Origin of the sequence: Streptomyces vinaceus (assembly GCF_008704935.1) — a bacterium.
GTDB lineage: Bacteria > Actinomycetota > Actinomycetes > Streptomycetales > Streptomycetaceae > Streptomyces > Streptomyces vinaceus.
The window spans coordinates 187,617-207,996 of record NZ_CP023692.1; the positions used below are offsets into that span (position 1 = coordinate 187,617).

The window sequence follows — 20,380 nt, forward strand, 5'->3', positions numbered from 1 at the left end:
CCCTCGTGACCTCCAGGGGTGGCGCCGCACGGCAGGGCCGCCTCAGCAGCGACCACCGGGCGTGACCACCGAAGTTGCAGCGCGGCGGCCGGCCGTGACGGTGCCGTCGCAGACATGGATCGGGACAAGGCTCGCCCTGTTGCTTTCCATCGGAACGTGTCGAAATCTGTTTGAGTCCCGGTCTCGCCTCTACGGTGCTTGCCCGGCGGGCTCGTTCCAGCGCTGCTCTGCCGCGGGGCCCGTGCGACCGAAGGTGACGGGGGCTCCGGGCTCGCCGCTCCCGGACGTCACGGCGTAGCCGGGCGCGATACGAGGCTTGATGCGTCCCGTCGCATCGGTGGAGAACACCAGGTTGTTCCCCTCCGCCCGGCCGAACGCCGAGCACGACCAGATGCCCACGCCGTCCCCTGCGGAACCGCGTGCGTCCAGGCAGTAGCTCGGCTTGGCGGCATTGTGCAGGAGCCCGTTTTCATCCAGGCGCCACTGCTGGACGGGGGCTCCGGTACGGCAGGGTGCGGTGATCACGTCGACGCCATTGGCGAAGGTGCCGCCGCGGACGTCCAGACACAGACCGGTGGCGGAGTTGACGGCGGGAACGAACGACGCGGCCCGGAACGGGTGGACGGGATCGTTCGTCGCGGCCTGCGTGGTCGGTGTGGGGCTGGGCGTGGGCCCGTCACCGGGCGAGGGACCCGTCGCGGAAGGCGACGTACTGGGGGATCGTGCGGGTGTGGCGGATGCGGAGGAGCGCGACGTGCTCACCGACGGAGCCGGCGATCCCGCGCCGCCCGCCTCGGCGTGCGCCTGTGGTGGCTGCGCCCGGGCCGCCGCGCGCGGTTCGGGCCCCCCGGCCTCAGGGACGATGACGGCGAGTGCCGTCATGGTGATCAGGACTGCCGCGCCTCCGAGGAGGACCCGCCCGGTCGGCCTCCGTACGGAAGCGGACGGTTGCCGGTCGCCGGAAGCCGGCTCCGGCCCCCCTCCTGCCGCAGTCCTGACCGGCAGGGGCAGTGTGTCCTCGGTGTCCGGGTTCTTCTCGTCCGTGCGGGTCGCGGCGGAGAGGTAGAGAAGGCCGGCAGGGCCCAACAGGGAGCGGGCCAGCAGCGGACCAGGCGTGTCGCAGAGGGCGACCAGGCCGCGCAGAGCCGCCGCACATCCGGGGCAGCCGTCGACATGGTGCGTCAGGTCCGGGTTCCCCCGGACGTCCGCGCGGTCCGCGGCGGCGGCCAGCATGCGTGCGTACGCGGGGCAGTGCGGGGTGGGGCGAGCCTGCAGGTGGACACGGAGGAAGGCGTCACGACACGCGGCCAGCGTCCGGCGGGCCAGGTCCGGTATGGCGTCGGGCCGGTCACCTGTGATCGCCGCGACGCGCTCGTCCGGCTCCCGTTCGACCACGGAATGCCACAGGACGGCCTGAGTGCGGGGCGGAAGGGTGATGAACCCCTTGCGGACGAACGACTGGAGGCCCGGGCCCGGCGGAACGTCGGCGGAATCGGTCGACGCCCCGGAAGTGACCCCGGTCGGCCGTCCGGCCGATCCGTCCGGCTCCGCGCCCGCGGGCGCGGACCCTGCCCGCGATGTCGCCCCGGACACCAGCTCCAGCAATGACAGTCGAGGAGGGCGCTCCACGGCGTCGGTCTTCGCGGCCACCATGGCGAGGAACTGGTCCATCGCACGGTCCGCCGCGCGTTGGGCCGACACCGGGTCGCTGCCCGAGGCCGTTCGGACGAAGGCGGAAACGCTTGGGCCATGGCGTCGGCGCAGCTCGGTCGCGGCCGGCAGGGCGGCCGGGCCCGCGGTGCGGATGGCGTCGCACAGTTGCAGGTCGGTCATGTGGCCAACAGGGGGATGGTTCGTCGACACGTGGGACATCCTGGATGGGAGGGAAAGTCGCCCTATTGTTCAGGACACGACACATCCGTCAACAGCTCTTTCCAGCGTGAATTTCGAAAAACAACCTCGGAAAATTCGGACACATTCCATCCGGGCAAGGCGAGCCACCGGAATTCTCCGCACGCAGAGAAGTCCGGTCTCGATTTCACGCGTCGCTGGATGAATACCGGGCGCGGTTGCCGCCGGCAGAGAACCCCGTGTTTACGTCAGACCAGGGGCGACGCGGAATTGACGGCACAGGCCGGCGCGACTCGACGCGACCACCCTTGCATCGAACAGAATCAGACATACCCGCAAGGAAGTCAACACCGAAGACCTTGCTCGATCAGCCCCCGCTCCTCCCCACGTCCCAAGGATGAGCGGGAGAAGGTCGACCCGCCCTATTGACAGAAGTTCGAACAGTTCAGGACACAGGAAGTGCTCGCGTACCCCGGCGCGGCGAGCGACGGGACCCCTTCTCCGCGCGCCTCCCCGGAAAAGGCAGCTCCAAGAAGAGAGCCCAAGGGGGCACCGGCCCTACGTTTAGCCGATCGTTATCAACCAGGCCCCCACCGGGCTGGATTCAAGAGCTCCGCACACAGTAGATTCACCGTTCACTCCCTCCCTCACCACACGGTCGTCCCGTAGCGGGCAACCGTCAGAGCACCCGCGACGTACCGGCCCGATAATTCAAAAGCCGTACGACGTGGCGCGCCGAGGGCTCATTCCGTATTTCCCGGACCAGCCGACTGGAGTTTGGTGAGCACCCCCTTCTGCCCCCGATGCGGTGACTCCCCGCGCTGCGCCTGCGACATGTCGCACCACGACGCGAGCCCGGGGCGGGCCGCCGCCCCGGCGCAGTTCGACCGTGACTGGGTCAGGCCGTACATCGCCCCGCACCGACCCGCGCCGGGGGACGCGCCGAGCACCCTGGACACCGGCACGGCGTGGTGGGTCGCAGCGCAGGTCGCGCACGAGAGCGGTACGCCGTCCGGCGGCGACGTCCTCGGACAGCCGATGGTCATGAGCAGGCCGGCACACCACCGGGCGCGCCGGCCCACGAAGCGACGTCGACTGCGCGTCACCGCGGCCCTCGCGACCCTGATCGGCTCCGCGGCCGTCGCGGGTACGTACGCCTTCACCCGAAGCCAGGGGTCCGGCGAGGCGACGGCGCAGGCCCCCGCGATCCGGCTCGACGTACACGATGCGGAGGACGAACCGAGCGCGCCGCCCACGGTGTCCCGGTCCCCCGGCCCGCTCCCGGACCCTCCCCGGCGCACTCCGCCGACAGCCGGGAACGGCCCGGTGCGTGCACCGTCTTCCGCGCCCCCGTCCGCGTCCACCACGGACCCGCTCACCGGTACGAGCGCGGCGCCGACGGCCGGAGGCCGATCCGGCGGTGCGAGCACCGTGCCGCCCTCCCCCGCGTCACCGACCGCGCCCGCCGACGAGCCGACGCTGCGCCGGCACGACAGCGGACCCCAGGTCGTCGATCTGCAGCGGCGCCTCGCGCAGCTGGGGTTGTGGACCCTGCCCCAACGAGGCCGTTTCGACCAGCACCTCGACGAGGCGGTGCAGTGGTTCCAGGCGAAGTACGGCGTCCGTGGCGACCCGCCGGGGGTCTACGGTCCGGCCACTCGGCGGCGGCTGGAGTCCTTGACCTCCTGACGCCCGGCCAGCCGGCGCGCGGGGGCTCGACCCGTCACCATTCGGCGAGGGAGCCGTCGCCCCGTCGCCACACCGGGTTGCGCCAGCGGTGGCCCGTCTCGGCGGCGCGTTCGACGGCCTTCTCGTCGACCTCGATGCCCAGTCCCGGTGCGGTGAGCAGGGCGACGTGGCCGTTCTCGTAACGGAAGACGGACCGGTCGGTGAGGTAGTCCAGCAGGTCCGACCCGGCGTTGTAGTGGATCCCGAGGCTCTGCTCCTGGATCAGCAGGTTGGGTGTCGCGAAGCCGACCTGGAGGCAGGCGGCCAGTGCGATCGGGCCGAGCGGACAGTGCGGCGCCAGAGACACGTCATGGGCCTCGGCCATGGCCGCGATGCGCCGCACCTCCGAGATCCCGCCGGCGTGCGAGAGGTCGGGCTGGGCCACGGCGATCCCCTGCTGGAGCACGGGCTTGAAGTCCCAGCGGGAGTAGAGCCGTTCTCCGGTGGCGATGGGGATGCTGGTGGAGCGCACGACCTCCCCGATGTGGGCGCTCATCTCGGGAACCACCGGTTCCTCGACGAAGAACGGCAGGGAGGGCTCCAGGAGGGGCAGCACCCGTCGTGCCATGGGGAGGGTGAGGCGGCCGTGGAAGTCGACGGCGATGTCGAAGCCGTCGCCGACCTGCGTGCGGACGCTCTCCACCCGTTCGACGATGTCGTGGACGGCGCGGGGGGTGTCGATCAGTTCCAGCTGGGGCGAGGCGTTCATCTTGACGGCCGTGAAGCCCTCGGCCTTGCGGGCGGCGGCCTGCTGCGCGACGTCGGTCGGCCGGTCGCCGCCGATCCAGCTGTAGACCCGTGCCCGGTCCCGGACGTTGCCGCCGAGCAGCTGCCACACCGGCACGCCCAGCGCCTTGCCCGCGATGTCCCACAGTGCCTGGTCGATGCCCGCGACCGCGCTGGAAAGGACGGGGCCTCCGCGGTAGAAGCCGCCCTTGGTCAGGACCTGCCAGTGGTCCTCGATGCGCAGCGGGTCCTGGCCGACCAGGTAGTCGGACAGTTCCTCGACGGCGGCCGCGACGGTGTGCGCGCGGCCCTCGACGACCGGTTCGCCCCAGCCGGTGATGCCTTCGTCGGTGTCCACGCGCAGGAAGCACCAACGGGGGGCGACCAGGTAGGTCTTCAGGGAGGTGATCTTCACTTGGACTCCTTCTTCACGGCCCAGCCGCCGTCCACGGTCAGGTTCGTGCCGGTGATGTACGAGGCGTCGTCGGACGCGAGGAAGGCGACCGCGGCCGCTACTTCGTCGGGGTGGCCCAGCCGTCCCAGGGCGGTGGCACGGGCAGAGAGCAGGCGTCCCTCCTCGTCCACGTCCTGCCAGTTCTCCGTGAGGATCGGACCGGGCAGGACGGAGTTGAACCGCACCTGCGGCCCGTACTCGACCGCGAGCTGGCGGACGAGCGCGCACATGCCCCCCTTCGCCGCCGCGTAGGCCGGATAGCCCGGCAGACTGCACAGTGCGTGCACGCTGGACGTGGCCACGAAGGAGCCGCGGGCGGCGCGCAGGTCGTCAAGGAAGGTCCGTACGGCCAGGTAGGGCGCCTTGAGGTTGACGGCCATGTCACGGTCCCAGTCGTCGCCGGGCAGTTCGTGGGCGGGCGCGGGCGTGTGGGTGAAGGCGTTGCTGTGTACGACGGCCACCGGGCCGAACAGCGTGTGCGTGCGGTCCTTCAGGCTGCGCCAGTCGTGTTCGGACGAGACGTCGCACGGCACGAACTCCGCGCGGCCCCCGTCGTCGCGGATCTTCCGTGCGAGTGCGGTGCCCGCCGCCTCGTCGATGTCGGCGAGGACGACGGCGGCTCCTTCGGAGGCCAGACGTACGGCGCTGGCTGCGCCGATGCCGGACGAGGCGCCGGTGACGACGGCGGTTCGCCCTGTGAATCGGTTCATGGCTGGTCTTTCGTGGGTGGAGGGGAGGGGGGTGGCGTCGAGTGGTGGCGGGGTGGTCGGGACGCACCGGTCAGCGGGTGACGTCCGCTCCGTGGAGCAGGTCCAGCTCGGCGCGCCGGGGCAGGCCCTCCCAGTCGCCGGGGGCGGCCACCGCGAAGGCCCCGCACGTCGCGGCGAGCAGGAGCCGGCCCGGGAGGTCGGTGCCGTCGAGGTGGCCGGCGAGGTATCCGGCGACGAAGGCGTCGCCCGCGCCGATCGGATCCACCGGGGTGACCGGCACGATGTCCTGGACGGCCTCGCCGTCGTGCGTGACCGCGACGGCCCCCCGGGCGCCGAGCTTCAGGACCGCTTCGCGCGGCCCGAGGCCGAGCAGAGTGCGCGCCATGGTGGCGGGGTCGGCCTCGGGAACGACCAGCGAGGCCTCGTCCGGACCGGCGAAGACGATGTCGGCGCGGGCGACGAGGTGGTTCAGCTCGGCCGCGGCTTCCTGCCTGTTCCACAGCCTGGCCCGGTAGTTCAGGTCCAGGCTGACGGTGACGCCGGCGGCGCGGGCCAGGTCGACCGCCCGCCGTACGGCCGCCAGCGGCCCGTCGCCGAGGGCGGGGGTGATGCCGGTGACGTGCAGGACCCGGGCCCGGGCGACGAGTTCCGGGTCGATGTCCCCGGGGTCGAGGCGGGCGCCCGCGAGTCCGCGCCGGTAATAGGTGACGCGGGTGTGGTCGGGCGTACGGCGCTCGCGCAGCATGAGTCCGGTCGGTGCGGCGTCGTCGACGCGTGCGCGGGTGACGTCGACGGCCTCACCGCGCAGTCCGTCGAGGATCATCGTGCCGGCGCTGTCGGCCCCGACCCGCCCGATCCAGGACGCCGCGTGGCCGAGGCGGCTCACGCCGATGGCGACCGTGGCCTCGGCCCCCGCGAACCCCAGGCGCAGTGGAGTCCCGCAGGCGAGCGGACCGGGGCGCTCGGCCGCCAGGACGGCCATGGTTTCCCCGAGGGTGACGAGCGCGGTCATGAGCGGATGCCGTCCAGCAGCGTGGCGGCGCGTTCCCGGAGCGCCTCCAGGTCCCCGCCCTCGCAGGCGTCCCCGATCAGCGGGCTGCCCATGCCCAGGGCGCTCGCACCCGCGGCGAAGTAGGCGGGGGCCTGGTCGAGGTCGATCCCTCCCGTGGGGACGAGAGGGACGTGCGGCAGGGGGGCCCGGACGGCGCGCAGATACTCCGGGCCTCCGGCCGAGGCGGGGAAGAGCTTGACCATGGTGGCGCCCGCCCGCCACGCCGCCACTATCTCGCTCGGCGTCAGAGCGCCGGGGAGTACCGGTACGCCGAGGCGGCGGGCCTCCCCGATGACGTCGAGGCAGGTGGCCGGCGTGATGAGGTAGGTGGCGCCCGCTTCCACGGCGCGCATGGCATCGGCCGGGGTCATGACGGTGCCCGCGCCGAGGGCGGTACCGGCCGGCTTCGACTCGGCGTACTCGCGCAACGCGTGCAGGACGCCCGGTGTGGTCAGCGTGAACTCCATGGCCCGGATGCCCGCCTCGTGGAGGGCATCGGCGGTGGCGGCGAAGTGGCGGGGCGATCGGGAACGCAGGATCGCGATCACGGGTGCGACGGCGAGTGCGGGGGCCAGGTCGGTCGTCATGCGGAACCTCTGGGGTCGTATGGGGTGGTGGCGGGGCCGGGGAGCTGCGCCGGGTCGTCGGCGAAGGGTGGGACCGGCAGGCCGGTGGCACCGGGCCGGCAGATGAAGAGCCGGCCGGCATGCGGCTCCGCCGCGAGTTGCGCGGCCGTCAGTCCCTCGGCCGCGGTGGTGATGATCAGGAGATCCAGCTCCGGGCCCACGAACGCGCAGCTGGACACTTGCGAGGCGGCGACCGTGACGACGGCGTGGAGTGCGCCGTCGGGGGTGTATGCCCTGACCTGCCCCGCTCCCCACACCGCCACCCAGACCCGGCCCACGGTGTCGACGGCCAGGCCGTCCGGCATCCCGGCGGGGCTGGTGTCGGCGAAGGGGCGGCGCCCCGACAGGGCGCCGGTGACGGGATCGTGGTCGAAGACGTCGACACGGTGCGTCGGGCTGTCCGCGTAGTACAGCAGCCGGCCGTCGGGGCTCCACCCGAGGCCGTTGGAGATGGTGACCGGGCTCAGCACGGTCGTCAGGGTGCCGTCGGGGTCGAGGCGGTAGAGGGTGCCCGCGTCCGGGGTCGCGTCGTGGGCCATGGTTCCGGCCAGCAGCCGGCCGCTCGGGTCGCACTTGGCGTCGTTCATCCGTCGCGGCGTGCCGTCGTCGGGGACCACGGGCGCGGCGAACTCCGTGGCCACCCCGTCCTCGTCGACGCGCAGGAAGGAGGTTCCCGCGGCCGCGAGGAGCCCGCCCGACGCGCAGGGCGCGACCGCGCCGACGGGCCCGGCGAGGCTGACGGTCCTCCTGGGCCCGAGGTCCGGCAGGCCGCTGTCGTCGTCGCCGTCCACCAGACGGGCCCGGTGGATGAGGCCCGCGGGGATGTCCACCCACAGCAGGTCACCGCGTCCGGCGTGCCAGACGGGTCCCTCGGTCAGGCGGCCCGGCACGGGCGCGCACGGCAGTGCGGTCAGGTGCATGGTGTCGCTCCTCTCTTGTGCGAGGAAACTCTAGGAGTTCTTCTAACCCATGTAAATACACATCGTCCAACGCATGGAATAAGCTCGCTCCGTACCCGACGACGGCCCCTCCGCCACGACACGCACGACACGGAAGGACGCGCCCATGGCGAAACGCACCGCCCAGGACATCCGCCGCCGCAACCGGTTCGACGCGCTGCGGTGCGTCTTCGCGGCACCCGGCCCGGTGAGCCGGCAGGAGATCGCCACGGCGACCGGCCTGTCCTTCGCGACCGTGGCCAACCTCGTCGCGGAGCTGCTGGAGGCCGGAGTCCTGCGCGAGGCCGGCCACGAGGACTCCGGGGGCGGGCGCCCGCGGGCACGGCTCGCGGTCAACGCGGAGCGCGGTGCGCTGGTCGGGATCGACGTGGCGGAGACGTCCGTCCAGGTCGAGCTGTTCGACCTGGCACTGGAGGTGCTGCGCAGCGTACGGCTACCCCTGCCGCAGACCGATGTCCGGCCGCATGACGTGGTCGACGCCATCGTGACGGGGGTCGAGGGCCTGTCGGACGCCTCGGACGTGCCCCCGCGCATCCTCGGCGCGGGGGTCAGCGTCCCCGGTCTCGTGGAGCGCGAGGGCGGCGTGTCCGTCTTCTCGCCCTACTGGTCCTGGCGCGACGTCCCCCTGCGGTCCCTCCTCGCCGAGCGCCTCCCCATGCCCCTGTACCTCGACAACCCGCTCAAGGCCGGCACCGTCGCCGAGATGTGGTTCGGCGCCGGACGCGAGGTCGACGACCTCGTCGTACTGACCCTTCGGGCCGGCGTCGGCGCGGGCATCGCGGTCGACGGAGCGCTCTACCGGGGGGCGACCAACAGCGCCGGGGAATGGGGCCACACCTGCCTGGTCCGCGAAGGACGGGAGTGCAGGTGCGGCAGGCAGGGCTGCGTCGAGGCCTACGTCAGCACCCGCGGCATCGCCCGCACCGTGCGGGAACTGGACGGCGAAAGCCCTCTTCTGGACCCCGACGAGGACACCGTCACCACCAACGTCGCCCGCGCCGCGGCGGAGGGCGACGCCGTCGCGGCCGAGACCGTGGCGCGGACCGCCCGCTACCTCGGGGAGGCCGCGGCCGATCTCCTCAACCTGTTCAATCCTCAGGCCCTGGTACTGGGCGGCTGGGTGGCGGACCGGCTCGGCGAGCCGCTGCTGCGGCAGACCCGCGACGTCATCGCGGCGCACGCCCTCCCGGCGACGCTTCAGGCGCTCACCTTCCAGCTGAGCGCCGTCCCCGACAATCCGGTGAGCCTCGGAGCCGCCACCTTCGCCCTGGAGGGCTTCCTGGACGACCGCGAGACCTTCGGTACCGTGGCGGCGGGACGCCGCGCCGCCAAGGCGGCGAAAGCCCGGACCTCCTGAAGGCGGCCCGGTTTCCGCCCGCTCAGCCGGCCGGGGCCGCCGTACTCTCGCGCACCACCAGGACCGGCGCCACCGACGCCTGGCGCGGGCTGCCCGTCCCGCCGCCGATCTGGTCGAGGAGCAGCGTGACGCAGTGGCGGCCCACGGCGTCGAAGTCCTGCCGGACCGTGGTGAGGGGGGCGGGGTAGAACGCGGCCTCGGGCACGTCGTCGAACCCGGTCACGCTCACGTCCTGAGGCACGCGCCGGCCCGCTTCCTGCAGGGCCCGCATGACGCCCAGTGCCATCTGGTCGTTGGCGGCGAAGATCGCGGTCACTTCCGGGCGGCCCGCCAGGTCGCGTCCGGCGCGGTACCCCGAGGCCGCGGACCAGTCACCGTAGAGGAGCGGTGGTACGGCGGCGCCCGCGTCCTTGAGCGAGCGGTGCCACGCCTCTGCCCGGCGGCGCGCCGCGTAGGAGTCGCGGGGCCCGGCGACGTGCCAGACCGTCCGGTGGCCGAGGCTCAGCAGGTGGGCGACGACGCCGCGGGTGCCTTCGGCCTGGTCGATGTCGACGTTGGCGTAGCGGTGGCCGGTGTCCCCGTCGGCGAAGACCACGGGGACGGTGGACGGCAGCCGGAGTTCGGGGGTGTCCAGGATCTGCGACTCGATGAGGATGATGCCGTCGACGGACTGGAGCATCAGCTGCCGGAAGGCCTGGCGCACGGCGGCTTCGGTCTGCGCCCGCGCTCCCATGAAGTTCACGAACAGGTCGGCTTCGCGGGCGGCGTCGGAGATGGCGGCGAACGTCCTGGCGTTCCCGTAGGCGCTGATGTCGAAGCTGATGACGCCCAGCGTGCCGAACCGCCCGGTGACCAGCGCCCGGGCGGCCGTGTTGGGGCGGTACCCGAGCATCTTCATCGCGGCCAGCACCCGCTCGCGGGTGGACGCGTCCACGTTCTCCCGGTTGTTGGCCACGCGGGAGACGGTCTGCGACGAGACGCCCGCCATGGCGGCGACATCGGCCATGGAGGGCGACTGGCGCAGCGGACGGGACCTCGGTGATCTTGCTCCGACCTCGCGCGGCATGTGAACCGGACCTCCGAACCCCTACTCCGAGCGGAGTGCGTGTGCACCCGTACGGATGTTAGCGCTGCGGACCGCGAGGGCGGGCGGTCGTGCTACGCGCCGGCTCCCTTGACACGTCCACCCACCGCTTCGACACTCTCCCCACTCCTCGATGTTAACGCAAACATCCGCTGCGTCGTACGGACCCGCTCGCGCGCCCGGGGCTGCAACGGGCGACTCCCGACAGGAGACCAGCTGTGCTCGGCATCAGAAGAAGGCTCCCGGGCAACGCCCGGCGCCGCGTGCCCCCCGCCCTCGCGACCTCGCTCGCGGCCGTCGCCGCACTCCTCGTCAGCGGTGCGGCGTCACCTCCGGCCGCTGCCGGCACCGTACGGTCGGCCCCCGTCCCGGTCCGCCTCGACCCCGCGTACCAGCACGCGCCGTTCGAGGGGTGGGGCACCGCTCTCGCCTGGTTCGCCAACGTCACCGGCGGCTGGCCGGACGCCCAGCGCAATCGGCTCGCCGACGCCCTCTACGGCACCGGAGGGCTCGGCCTCACCATCGCCCGCTACAACATCGGCGGCGGTGACGGCACGGAAACCGCGCCCTACATGCGCGCCGGGGCGGCCGTGGGCCGGACGCCGCGCGTCCGGCCCACGACGCCCGGAAAGCTGACGAGTCATGCGCCCCGCCTACGTTGCCCTGTTCCTTCTCCTGCTGACGACCCTCTCCCCCACACCGGCCGGAGCGGCGGACAACGGCGAGTGGTCGGTCAGACCGGCGGACTCCGCCATCACGCCGCGGTCGGCCTCCGAACTGCCGGCACAGCCCGGCGCGACGCTCACCGACCGCGCGGTCGTCACCAACACCACCACCGCAGAACTGACGTTCCGCCTCTACGTCGCCGACGCCCACAACACGGAACGCGACGGCGGACTGGCCGTACGCGGAATCGAGGAGACCCAACGGGAGGTGGGAGCCTGGGGAAAGCCCGAGCTGGACACCGTCACGGTACCGGCCCGTTCGGCAGTGACGGTCGGTGTCACCCTCACCGTTCCGAGCGACGCCTCGCCGGGCGACCACGTGGGTGCCCTCGTCGCGGTCGACACGCGCGTGCAGCCCGCCGACGGCTCGCACCTCAGCGTCCAGCGCGGAGTCGGAGCCAGGATCTATCTGCGCGTCGAGGGGCCGCACCACCCCGGCCTGGCCGTGGAGGACGTACGGTTCACGGCGCTGAGCCCGCAGCTGCCGTGGACCGGCGCCCGCGAATCGACCGTCGCCTACACCCTGCACAACACGGGGAACGTCAAGCTCGCCCCTCAGGTCTCCCTCGGCGTGAGCGGTGTGGTGGTGGGAGGGCCCGGCGAACGGCGGCTCGCGAACGTGCCGGCCGAGCTGCTCCCGGGGCAGAAGGTCCGCCTCACCGAGACCTGGGCGGCTGCCCCCGTCGCGGGCTGGGGCCGGCTCACCGTCACGGCGGCCGCGGACGGCGTCCGCGGTTCGGGAACCGTCGGCTTCCTGAAGGTGCCGTGGCTCTTCGCGGGATGCCTGGCGCTCCTGTCGGCCACCTGGTTGCTGCTCCGCCGCAGGCGCCTGGCCGCCCGCGCGGCACCTCCGCACTCCGGCCCCGGGGGGCGCGCAGGGGGCGCGCTATAGGCGCATTCCCATCGAAGATCAATTCGATTGCGCCCCCACGGGTGAGGTGCGCCGTCTCAAGATCGCGGGTTTGGCTAGCGTCCTGGCGTGACCTTCTTCCCCTCTCGCGGCGCGGGCCCGGGGCAGTTCGCGCTGCCCTCGCCCCAGCAAGCCAGTGAATCGTTTCGTCCCCTTCTCCTCGACCCGGCCCTGCCTGACCACGCCGGTGCTCTGGCTGCCGTACGGGACTCGCCGCTGGTGAGAGAGGTGCACGACCGGATCGTGGAGCAGGTCGAAGAGCTCGTGCGATGCCTGGCGCCGGGCGAGTACCGCACGGCGGCCGCGCTCGCGCGGGCCGTCGCGGACACCACCGGCGGCCGCCCCGACGCGTACGGGACGTGGGCCTGGTACCCGTGGTCGGGACGCCTCGTCCACGTACTGCCCGAGGCGGACTTCCGCCTGGTGCGCAGCGACCGCAACCGCGACAAGATCACTCGCGCTCAGCAGCAGTCCCTGTTCGGGCGCCGGATCGGTGTCGTCGGGTTGTCCGTGGGCAGCAGCGCCGCGCTGACCTGCGCGATGGAGGGTGTGGGCGGCTCGTTCCGGCTCGCCGACTTCGACCGGCTGAGTCTGTCCAACCTGAACCGGCTGCGCGCAGGTGTCCACGAACTGGGTCTGGAGAAGACCGTGCTGTGCGCCCGGCGCATGTACGAGCTCGACCCGTACCTCGACATCGAGCTCCACCGCGGCGGCCTCACCGAGGACTCCATCGGAGACTTCTTCGCCGTCGAGGGCGGTGGTCTGGACATCCTGATCGAAGAATGCGACACGCCCTGGGTGAAGGTGGCCGCCCGGGAGCACGCCCGCCGCCTGGGGGTTCCGGTCCTCATGGACACGAACGACCGCGGGCTGCTCGACGTCGAGCGGTTCGACACCGAGCCCGCCCGTCCGCTCTTCCACGGCCTCATCGGTGACACAACGTCGGAGGAACTGCGCGAGCTCGACGGCGCCGGAACGATCCGCCTCCTGCTGCGCATGGTCGATGAGCAGCGTCTGAGCCCTGCGATGATCGACGCGCTGCCCCGGGTCGGCCGGACGCTGTCCAGCTGGCCCCAACTCGCCAGCGGCGTGATGCTCGGTGCGGCCCTCGCCACGGACACCGCCCGCCGCATCCTCCTGGGCGAACCGGTCCCCTCCGGGCGCTACTGCGTCGACCTCGACGTCCTCGTCCCGGCCGCCTCCGGTTCCCCGTCGGACCGCACGACCGCGCAGCCGGTGGGCGCACGACCCGGAGCCGCCGGGTGACGCGCGTACCCGAACTCCGCGGCAGGCGCCTCAAGCTGCGCGAACTACGGCCCTCCGACCATGAGCCCTTCACGCGCATCCTCACGCACCGCCTGCTCACCCGCTACCTCGGCATCGACCGGATGGAGGAGAGCGAGGCGCACGACGCGTTCGCCCGGAGCCTCCACCAGCCACATGCGCACCCGCGGCACCGGTACACCCTCGCCGTGTGCTGCCTCGACGACGACACCCTCACGGGCACGATGGGCCTGCTCGTCGAGGACTACGGGAGAAACGCCATGCTCACCAGCCTGGTGCTGCTCCCCGGTGCCCCCACATCCGGCCACGGACACGAAGCGGGCCGGCTGCTCATGGCCTACGGCTTCGGCCACCTCGGGCTGCACCGCATCTGGGCCGGCCACCGCAGCGACCACCACCGCATGGCGGACGTGATGCACGCGGCCGGCCTGCGGCGCGAGGCCACCCTGCGGCAGCTCTTCCGCACCCAGGGCTGCTGGCACGACGTCACCACCTACGCCGCACTCGCCCCTGAATGGAAACGCCAGGCCACGGAGGCAGAACTGGCCATCCTGGACGGCGGGTCCCGGCCCCGTACGTCCTGATCCCGGGGTCGGCTGTCGACGGTTGCGCCGTTCATGGACAAGAGTCCACCTGCGCGTCGTCAGCGGGTGCGCTGGGGAGTGGGGCGGGGTGGGAGGTGGCGGGTGATGCGGTCGAACAGGTCCGTCAGCGGCTCGCCGATGTCCTGGCCGAACTCGGTCAGTCCGTAGCTGACCTGGGGCGGCGTCGTCGGCTCGACCTTGCGCCAGACCAGGCCGTCCTGGACGAGCGCGCGCAGGGTCCGGGCGAGCATCTTCTCGCTGATGCCCCGGATGCTCTCGCGCAGCTCGTAGAAGCGAAGGTCGTTGCTCCGCAAGGAGATCAGCACCCAGATGCCCCATCTGCTGGTCACGTGGTCGACCACGTCGCGGGCAGGGCAGTCGGTGTGAAACACCTCATACCGCTGCTCCGCCTCGCCCCGTATGAGCTGCACGCCTTCCTCCATGGGAGGAGCTTACCCAGAGGTATGTCCTTACCAAAAGTAAGCCCGGCTCCTAGCGTCGGTGTCACAACAGGCATCGAACGAGGAGCAGTTCATGATCGTGGTGACCGGGGCTACCGGGAATGTGGGCCGGCCGTTGACGCGGGCGCTGGCCCAGGCGGGCCAGCAGGTGACGGCGGTGTCGCGGCACGCGGCGGCGGTGCCGGACGGCGTCCGTCACGTGGTGGCCGACATGGCTCGGCCGGAGGAACTCGCGCCCGCGCTGGACGGGGCGAAGGCGCTGTTCCTGTTGCTGTCGGGCGACATGCACGCCGTCGGGACACACCCGGCCGACATCATCGCCCAGGCAGCGGCCGGCGGAGTCCGCCGGGTCGTCCTGCTCTCCTCGCTGGGCGTGGCCACCAGGCCCTTCGGCGCGACGCGGATCGCGATGAAGGCGGTGGAGGACGCGCTGCGACACTCCGGCCTGGAGTGGACCGTCCTGCGGCCGGGCGGCTTCGCCTCCAACGCCCTGTGGTGGGCCGAGTCGGTCCGGACACGGCGGGTCGTCGCCGCGCCGTTCGGCGACGTCGGAGTGCCGATCATCGATCCCGCCGACATCGCCGAGGTCGCGGCGGCCTGCCTGCTGGACGGCCGGCACGCGGGCGGTGTGTACGAGTTGACCGGCCCGGAGGTGATCACCCCGCGCGGGCAGGCGGAGGCCATCGCCGCCGCGCTGGGTTCGCCCGTACGGTTCCACCACCTGACGCGCGAGGAGGCGAGGGCCGCCATGGCGCAGGGCATGCCGGTGGAACTCGCCGACGACACCCTGGACATCCTCGGCTCCCCGAACCCGGCCGAGCTGCGCGTCAGCCCGGACACGCAGCAGGTCCTCGGGCGCGCCCCGCGCCCCTTCGCCGACTGGGCGGCCCGGAACGTCGGCGCGTTCCGCTGAGACCGGGTACGCCGCTGAGCATGCGGTCCCCGCCCCCTTGAGGGGTGCCGGCCGCCGAGCAGGATGTGTGGAACTCCCTCCGAGGGCGATCCGTTGCCACCGAGCCGGACGATGTCCGGGAGCGACAGGTCACGGGTGAGGCGGTCGGCCCCGTACACGGCGGACCATCACAGCCCGGAAGCGAGCCAGACGGTCGCGGCCGCCGTGGTGGTGAGCCCGACGTTGAGGGCGATCCGGCGGTCGTCTCCGGTCAGGTGGACGGCGATCGCACCTGCCTGGAGGAGTACGAAACCGCCGGCCGCGGCCGGCGCCAGCGGGAGCGCGATGCCCGTCAGCGGCGGCAGGACCAGGCCGGCCGCGCCGAGTACTTCGACCGTCCCCAGAGCCCTGAGGGCGGGCAAGGGCACGCGGTCGACCCAGGCCATCATCGGCCGGAGCTCATCGCGGCTGCGGATCACCTTCAGCGTGCCCGCGTAGACGTAGAAGAGGGCGAGCGGTCCGGCGACGAGCCAGTAGGCGATGTTCATGCTTTCCCGTTCGTGGGTGATCGGTTCAGGAAGGTTGTCCCGGCTGCTTCAGTCGAGGGCCGCGGCCGGCTCGGTCGCGTAGCGGCTCATCGCGTCGATGTCGGCCCGGGGCGTCAACGGCCTGCCACCTCGTGCTGGGCGTGGCGGTGTTGCGGCGGTCCCTGGGTGTGCGGGGCGAGGACGGACTCGGCGATCGCGAGGCGGTGTCCGGTGTGGCTGCCGTCCTCCAGGACGCGCATGCGCGTGCTGCCCAGGACGATCGTCTCGCCCGCGCCCGGACCCACCACCGACAGGGCGGGTCCGGTCCGCGTCTCACTGTTGCGTGCTTCTTCGGTCATACCGACCAGTGCACCGGCCGGGCTGCTCCCGTGTCCAAGACCTGTTCCGCGACGCCGATACCCGATGGGTATCGTTGCAGCGTGGAGTTGAGGACCTTGCGCTATTTCGTGGCCGTCGCCGAAGAACTCCACTTCGGCCGAGCCGCCAGACGACTGCACATCAGCCAGCCGCCGCTGAGTCGGGCGATCAAGCAGTTGGAGGCCGATGTCGGAGCCCTGCTGTTCACCCGCTCACCCACCGGCGTCACGCTCACGGCGGTGGGCGCGGTACTGCTCGACGAGGCGCGGGCCCTGCTCGACCATGCCGACCGCGTCCGTGTACGCGTCGGCGCGGCCGCCGGCGCCGCGACCCTCACCGTCGGCATCCTGGGCGACGGCACCGACCCGGGAGTGTCCCGGCTGGCCGCGGCCTTCCGCCGGACCCACCCCGGCATCGACATCCGCATCCGCGACACCGACCTGACCGACCCGACGTGCGGGCTGCGCACCGGGCTGGTCGACGTCGCCCTGACCCGGGCGCCGTTCGACGAGACGGCCCTGACGGTGCGTACGCTGCGCGCCGATCCGGTCGGCGTGGTCGTGCGCGCCGACGATCCGCTGTCCCGCTACGACCGGCTGCGGCTGGCCGAACTGGACGACCGCCGCTGGTTCCAGTTCCCGCAGGGCACCGACCCGGTCTGGCAGTCGTACTGGAACGGCGGCGCACCGCGCGAGGGGCCGGTGGTGCGCGCCGTCCAGGAGTGCCTGCACGCCGTGCTGTGGAACGGCACGGTCGGCATGGCCCCGCTCGGACACGACCTGCCCGCGGAGCTGGCCGTGGTGCCGCTGGTCGACATGGCGCCGAGCCGTGTGGTGGCGGTGTGCAACGAGGGTGACACCAACCCGCTGATCCGGTCCTTCATCGAGATCGCGGCAGCTGCCTACCGTCGCTGACGGGTTATGCCGACCGGCCGGTACCGGCGTCCGTGAGTGCCGCCGCCATCAGCAGGTTCAGCTCCCCCACCAGGTCGTCCTGGTGCTCGTCCAGGAAGAAGTGCCCGCCCGGGAAGTGCCGCAGGCGGAAGTCGCCCGCGGTGTGCTGCTCCCAGACGGCGGCCTCGGCCTCGTCGACCACGGGGTCGCGGTCCCCGGCAAGGGCCGTTATGGGGCAGGCGACGCGGGCGTCCGGGGCACCGCGGTAGCGCGCCACCGCTCGGTAGTCGGCGCGCAGCACCGGCAGGATGACGTCCATGAGCGCCGCGTTGGCGAGGAGTTGCTCGTCCGTGCCGTTCAGCTCCCGCAAGTCCGCGATGAGTTCCTCGTCCGAGGTGGCGCTGTCGGTCCTGCGGCTCGGCAAGGACGCGCCGCGGCTGGCGGAGACCATCAGGGCGCGCGGAGCCGCGGGGCTCCCGCTCAGCGCGATCGCGGTCTCGAAGGCCACGAGCGCCCCCATACTATGGCCGAAAAAGACCGTCGGCGGTCCGACTGGAACCAGTGCCTCCGCTACTCCCGCCGCGAGATCCCGCACGCTCTCCATACAACCCTCGCCCATGCGGTCCTGGCGTCCGGGGTACTGCACGGCGATCACCTCCACTTGCGGCTGCAACCGTTGGGACAGGCCGAAGAAGTAGGAGGCGGAGCCGCCGGCGAACGGGAAGCACACCAAACGCGGGGCGCCCGGTGCGCTGTCGTGGTACCGGCGGAGCCAGGTACTGTCCTCGATCTTCGTTGCCATGCTCTGTTCCTCCGGTGACGGGACGGTCGGTCGTGTCTGATAGGCATCGTGCCGCGCGAGGTGCACGCGGGAAGGAAAAACCGCTGGTTGAAGCGTTGTACCCCGAAACGCGCCCCCAACAAAAGACACTTGACGCGGCCCGATCGAGCATATGTACTGGCGCCGAGCCGCGGGGGAACGGCGGTGCGTGCTCCCTCGGGTGATCGCGCGTAGATCTTGTGCCGTACAGGGCGCGGGACAGTACACCGTCCAGGCCTTCGACCGGCCGCAGGCGGTCGGGGGTTGCGCAATGCGCCGTCGGGAAGTCGTCGACCACGCCTTCCCACACGTCTTCTCTGCTCCCGCTTGTCCGACGCCCTGCGAAGAGTGCCCGACCCTGCGGTCGGGCCGGGGGATTTCGAGGCGCGTCCAGCCGGGATCCGGCCGGACGTGTCCGTACGAGAGGACAAGCATGACCGAAGTGCCGAGCGTTGCCCGAGGGGATGGGGTACGGCCGCTCGCTGCGGGGGACGTTGTCGTTTCGCGGTACAGCCGCTGGGTCCGTGTGACTCCGGACGCGGTTGCCGTCTGCCTCGACCGGCCGGCCGCGCCGGTGGCCATCGGCGTGGCCTTGGCCCGGCCCGACGCGCTGCCCGACGTGACCACGCGGGTGCACAACGCGTACGGTCCGGCCGAGGCCACGCGCACCGTCACCTCCGCGCTCCTCGGCGAGGCAGACCGTACGTCCCCGCCGATCGGCGGCCCCGTCCCGCCCGTGAGACGGAGCTCGCCCGGCTCGTCGCCCAGCGCGTCGACGAGTCCCTGCCCGGCTCCATGCGCGGCCACCGGCTGCGGCCCTGCCGGCGGGTCCCGCCCATGCCCATCGGTAAGGCGCACTTCCGGGCCCTCGCCGACCTGCCCTGGGCCGCAAAGACCGGCCCGCCAGCGCCGGGCACGACGCGACGCAACGAAAACAGGAAGTGCGAAGTGAAGACCTTCGAAGCGTTCAAAGCCATGAGGTCGGGCCCCGTGGCCCGGCTGGTGCTGGGCTCATCGGCCAGCCGGCTGGCCACCTTCGGCTTCAACGCCGCGATGGCGGTGTACCTGCTCGACCTCACGGGGCGAGCGACCGACCTCGGCCTCGCGCTGCTGGTCGGCACCCTCCCCTTCTTCGCGCTCAGCCTGGTCACCGGCGTCGTCTGCGACCGGTTCAACCGGAAGAACATCATCCTGGTGTGCGACGCCCTACGCGTCCTCGTCGCCGTTGCGTTCCTGCTGGCGGCCTGGCTCCTGGACACCGACGCCACCGTCGCGCTCGTCTACGCCACCGTCTTCTGCTTCTCCGTCTGCGAGTCCTTCGTCACCACCAGCTTCTCCAGCATCGTCCCCGACGTCATCGACGAAGAGGACATCCTGGACACCAACAACCTCCTCTTCGGCATCGGCGACGCCGTCCGCATGATCGGTCCCGTCGTGGGTGTGCTGCTCTATTCCACCGCGGGGTTCGCGACCACCGCGATCAGCACCGCCACGCTGTTCTCCGCAGCCTTCCTGTTCCAGCGGGGAGTCGCCTACACCCAGTCCAAGGCTTCCGGCGAAGGAGCCCAGGGCGTGGCCGCCGTCGCCCGCGAGGAACTGGGCATGTTCCGCAAGCTCGTCACCGCGGACATCCGCCTGACCTCCCTGATGGCCAACGGGTTCACCACCCACCTGTTCCTCTACCCCTTCATCACGGTGGGCCTGCCGTACGTCATCACGCAGGTCTTCCGGGCCGGATCCGTCGAGTTCGGCTACCTGGAGGCGGTCTGCGCCGCCGGCGGCATCCTCTCCCTGCTGGTCGTGCCCCACACCAAGCGCCTGGGTACGTCGAACAGCCTGGCCGCCAGCATGGCGGGCATGATCATCGGCGCCGCCCTCTTCCTGGTCCTCCTCGTCGGACCCGCCGTGGACCTCATGACGGACCAGACCGTGGCCCGTCTGGGCATCCTCACCCTGGGCTGCTTCCTCGTCTTCCTCGCCTTCGGCGTCTACGGCACCTACTTCGTCAGCTTCATGCACACGAACGTGCCCAGCGAGATGCTCGGCAAGGGCCAGAGCCTGGTCATGATGTTCAACGCCCTCGGCCGGATGCTCGGCTTCTCCCTCTTCGGCCTCCTCTTCGACCACTCGCTGCAGGCCGCGGTCATCGTCTTCGTCGGCGGAATGAGCCTGAAGGTCCTGGTGCACCTCCCCTTCGTCAAGGCCGACCGCCGCCTGCGCGCCGCCACGGCCGCCGACGCACCCGCTCTCGAACCGGCGGCGGAACGGTGACCTCCGACGAACGCGTCGCCATCGTCGGCATGCGCCCCTTCGGCACCGAGCCGGGAGCTAGTACCGGCTGCGCCTCTCCTTCAGCCTGG

General features: G+C 71.9%; 18 protein-coding genes and 1 pseudogene. 8 read left to right on the plus strand and 11 right to left on the minus strand.

Features of this window, described 5'->3' with window-relative positions; genetic code table 11:
• Positions 1-189: 189 nt before the first annotated feature.
• Positions 190-1,833: an RICIN domain-containing protein gene (locus CP980_RS00870; protein ID WP_150492284.1), complete on the minus strand. Its 1,644-nt coding sequence runs from the start codon at positions 1,831-1,833 to the stop codon at positions 190-192.
• Positions 1,834-2,685: 852 nt separating this feature from the next.
• Here CP980_RS00870 and CP980_RS00875 point away from each other — a divergent pair.
• Complete coding sequence (locus CP980_RS00875) at positions 2,686-3,540, plus strand: peptidoglycan-binding domain-containing protein (RefSeq protein ID WP_150492285.1); 855 nt, start codon at positions 2,686-2,688, stop codon at positions 3,538-3,540.
• A gap of 34 nt (positions 3,541-3,574) precedes the next feature.
• On the opposite strand, the gene dgoD is transcribed toward CP980_RS00875, so the two are convergent.
• The 5 genes from dgoD to CP980_RS00900 form a co-directional block, all read right to left on the minus strand.
• A complete protein-coding gene (gene dgoD / locus CP980_RS00880) occupies positions 3,575-4,720 on the minus strand; it encodes a galactonate dehydratase (RefSeq protein WP_132753055.1) in 1,146 nt (381 codons plus the stop codon).
• A complete protein-coding gene (locus CP980_RS00885) occupies positions 4,717-5,469 on the minus strand; it encodes an SDR family NAD(P)-dependent oxidoreductase (RefSeq protein WP_150492286.1) in 753 nt (250 codons plus the stop codon). The genes dgoD and CP980_RS00885 overlap by 4 nt, the downstream gene beginning before the upstream one ends.
• 70 nt (positions 5,470-5,539) lie before the next feature.
• Positions 5,540-6,481 (minus strand): sugar kinase, encoded by a 942-nt coding sequence (locus tag CP980_RS00890; RefSeq protein WP_150492287.1) that lies wholly within the window; start codon positions 6,479-6,481, stop codon positions 5,540-5,542.
• A complete protein-coding gene (locus tag CP980_RS00895) occupies positions 6,478-7,107 on the minus strand; it encodes a bifunctional 4-hydroxy-2-oxoglutarate aldolase/2-dehydro-3-deoxy-phosphogluconate aldolase (RefSeq protein ID WP_132753061.1) in 630 nt (209 codons plus the stop codon). The genes CP980_RS00890 and CP980_RS00895 overlap by 4 nt, the downstream gene beginning before the upstream one ends.
• Positions 7,104-8,066, minus strand: coding sequence for an SMP-30/gluconolactonase/LRE family protein (locus CP980_RS00900; RefSeq protein WP_167535767.1), 963 nt, complete (start codon positions 8,064-8,066; stop codon positions 7,104-7,106). The genes CP980_RS00895 and CP980_RS00900 overlap by 4 nt, the downstream gene beginning before the upstream one ends.
• A 145-nt stretch (positions 8,067-8,211) precedes the next feature.
• On the opposite strand from CP980_RS00900, the gene CP980_RS00905 reads away from it, so the two are divergent.
• Positions 8,212-9,462, plus strand: coding sequence for an ROK family transcriptional regulator (locus tag CP980_RS00905; RefSeq protein WP_150492288.1), 1,251 nt, complete (start codon positions 8,212-8,214; stop codon positions 9,460-9,462).
• A 22-nt stretch (positions 9,463-9,484) separates the two neighbouring features.
• Here CP980_RS00905 and CP980_RS00910 read toward each other — a convergent pair whose 3' ends face one another.
• Complete coding sequence (locus CP980_RS00910; protein ID WP_150492289.1) at positions 9,485-10,468, minus strand: LacI family DNA-binding transcriptional regulator; 984 nt, start codon at positions 10,466-10,468, stop codon at positions 9,485-9,487.
• 720 nt (positions 10,469-11,188) lie between these two features.
• Here CP980_RS00910 and CP980_RS00920 point away from each other — a divergent pair.
• From CP980_RS00920 to CP980_RS00930, 3 genes are all read left to right on the plus strand, one after another.
• Entirely contained in the window at positions 11,189-12,163 is a 975-nt protein-coding gene (locus CP980_RS00920) for a DUF916 domain-containing protein (protein ID WP_150492290.1), read from the plus strand.
• Positions 12,164-12,400: 237 nt separating this feature from the next.
• The gene (locus CP980_RS00925) at positions 12,401-13,447 is read left to right on the plus strand and encodes a ThiF family adenylyltransferase (protein ID WP_229907275.1); all 1,047 of its coding nucleotides are present in this window, start codon (positions 12,401-12,403) and stop codon (positions 13,445-13,447) included.
• Entirely contained in the window at positions 13,444-14,049 is a 606-nt protein-coding gene (locus CP980_RS00930; protein WP_150492291.1) for a GNAT family N-acetyltransferase, read from the plus strand. The genes CP980_RS00925 and CP980_RS00930 overlap by 4 nt, the downstream gene beginning before the upstream one ends.
• Positions 14,050-14,108: 59 nt before the next feature.
• Here CP980_RS00930 and CP980_RS00935 read toward each other — a convergent pair whose 3' ends face one another.
• The gene (locus CP980_RS00935; RefSeq protein WP_150492292.1) at positions 14,109-14,492 is read right to left on the minus strand and encodes a winged helix-turn-helix transcriptional regulator; all 384 of its coding nucleotides are present in this window, start codon (positions 14,490-14,492) and stop codon (positions 14,109-14,111) included.
• 91 nt (positions 14,493-14,583) lie between these two features.
• On the opposite strand from CP980_RS00935, the gene CP980_RS00940 reads away from it, so the two are divergent.
• Positions 14,584-15,423, plus strand: coding sequence for an SDR family oxidoreductase (locus CP980_RS00940; RefSeq protein ID WP_150492293.1), 840 nt, complete (start codon positions 14,584-14,586; stop codon positions 15,421-15,423).
• 167 nt (positions 15,424-15,590) lie between these two features.
• Here the strand turns inward: CP980_RS00940 and CP980_RS00945 are convergent, their stop codons facing one another.
• Positions 15,591-15,950: a DoxX family protein gene (locus CP980_RS00945; protein WP_132753077.1), complete on the minus strand. Its 360-nt coding sequence runs from the start codon at positions 15,948-15,950 to the stop codon at positions 15,591-15,593.
• Positions 15,951-16,078: 128 nt separating this feature from the next.
• Positions 16,079-16,288 (minus strand): annotated as a pseudogene (locus CP980_RS00950) (cupin domain-containing protein); the annotation flags it as partial.
• Between the two features lie 81 nt (positions 16,289-16,369).
• Between CP980_RS00950 and CP980_RS00955 the strand changes: the two are divergent.
• Positions 16,370-17,221 (plus strand): LysR family transcriptional regulator, encoded by an 852-nt coding sequence (locus tag CP980_RS00955; RefSeq protein ID WP_229907277.1) that lies wholly within the window; start codon positions 16,370-16,372, stop codon positions 17,219-17,221.
• Positions 17,222-17,225: 4 nt separating this feature from the next.
• Here CP980_RS00955 and CP980_RS00960 read toward each other — a convergent pair whose 3' ends face one another.
• Positions 17,226-18,002, minus strand: coding sequence for a thioesterase II family protein (locus CP980_RS00960; RefSeq protein ID WP_150492294.1), 777 nt, complete (start codon positions 18,000-18,002; stop codon positions 17,226-17,228).
• Positions 18,003-18,857: 855 nt separating this feature from the next.
• Between CP980_RS00960 and CP980_RS00965 the strand changes: the two genes are divergently transcribed.
• Complete coding sequence (locus CP980_RS00965) at positions 18,858-20,291, plus strand: MFS transporter (protein ID WP_268257450.1); 1,434 nt, start codon at positions 18,858-18,860, stop codon at positions 20,289-20,291.
• Positions 20,292-20,380: the final 89 nt, after the last annotated feature.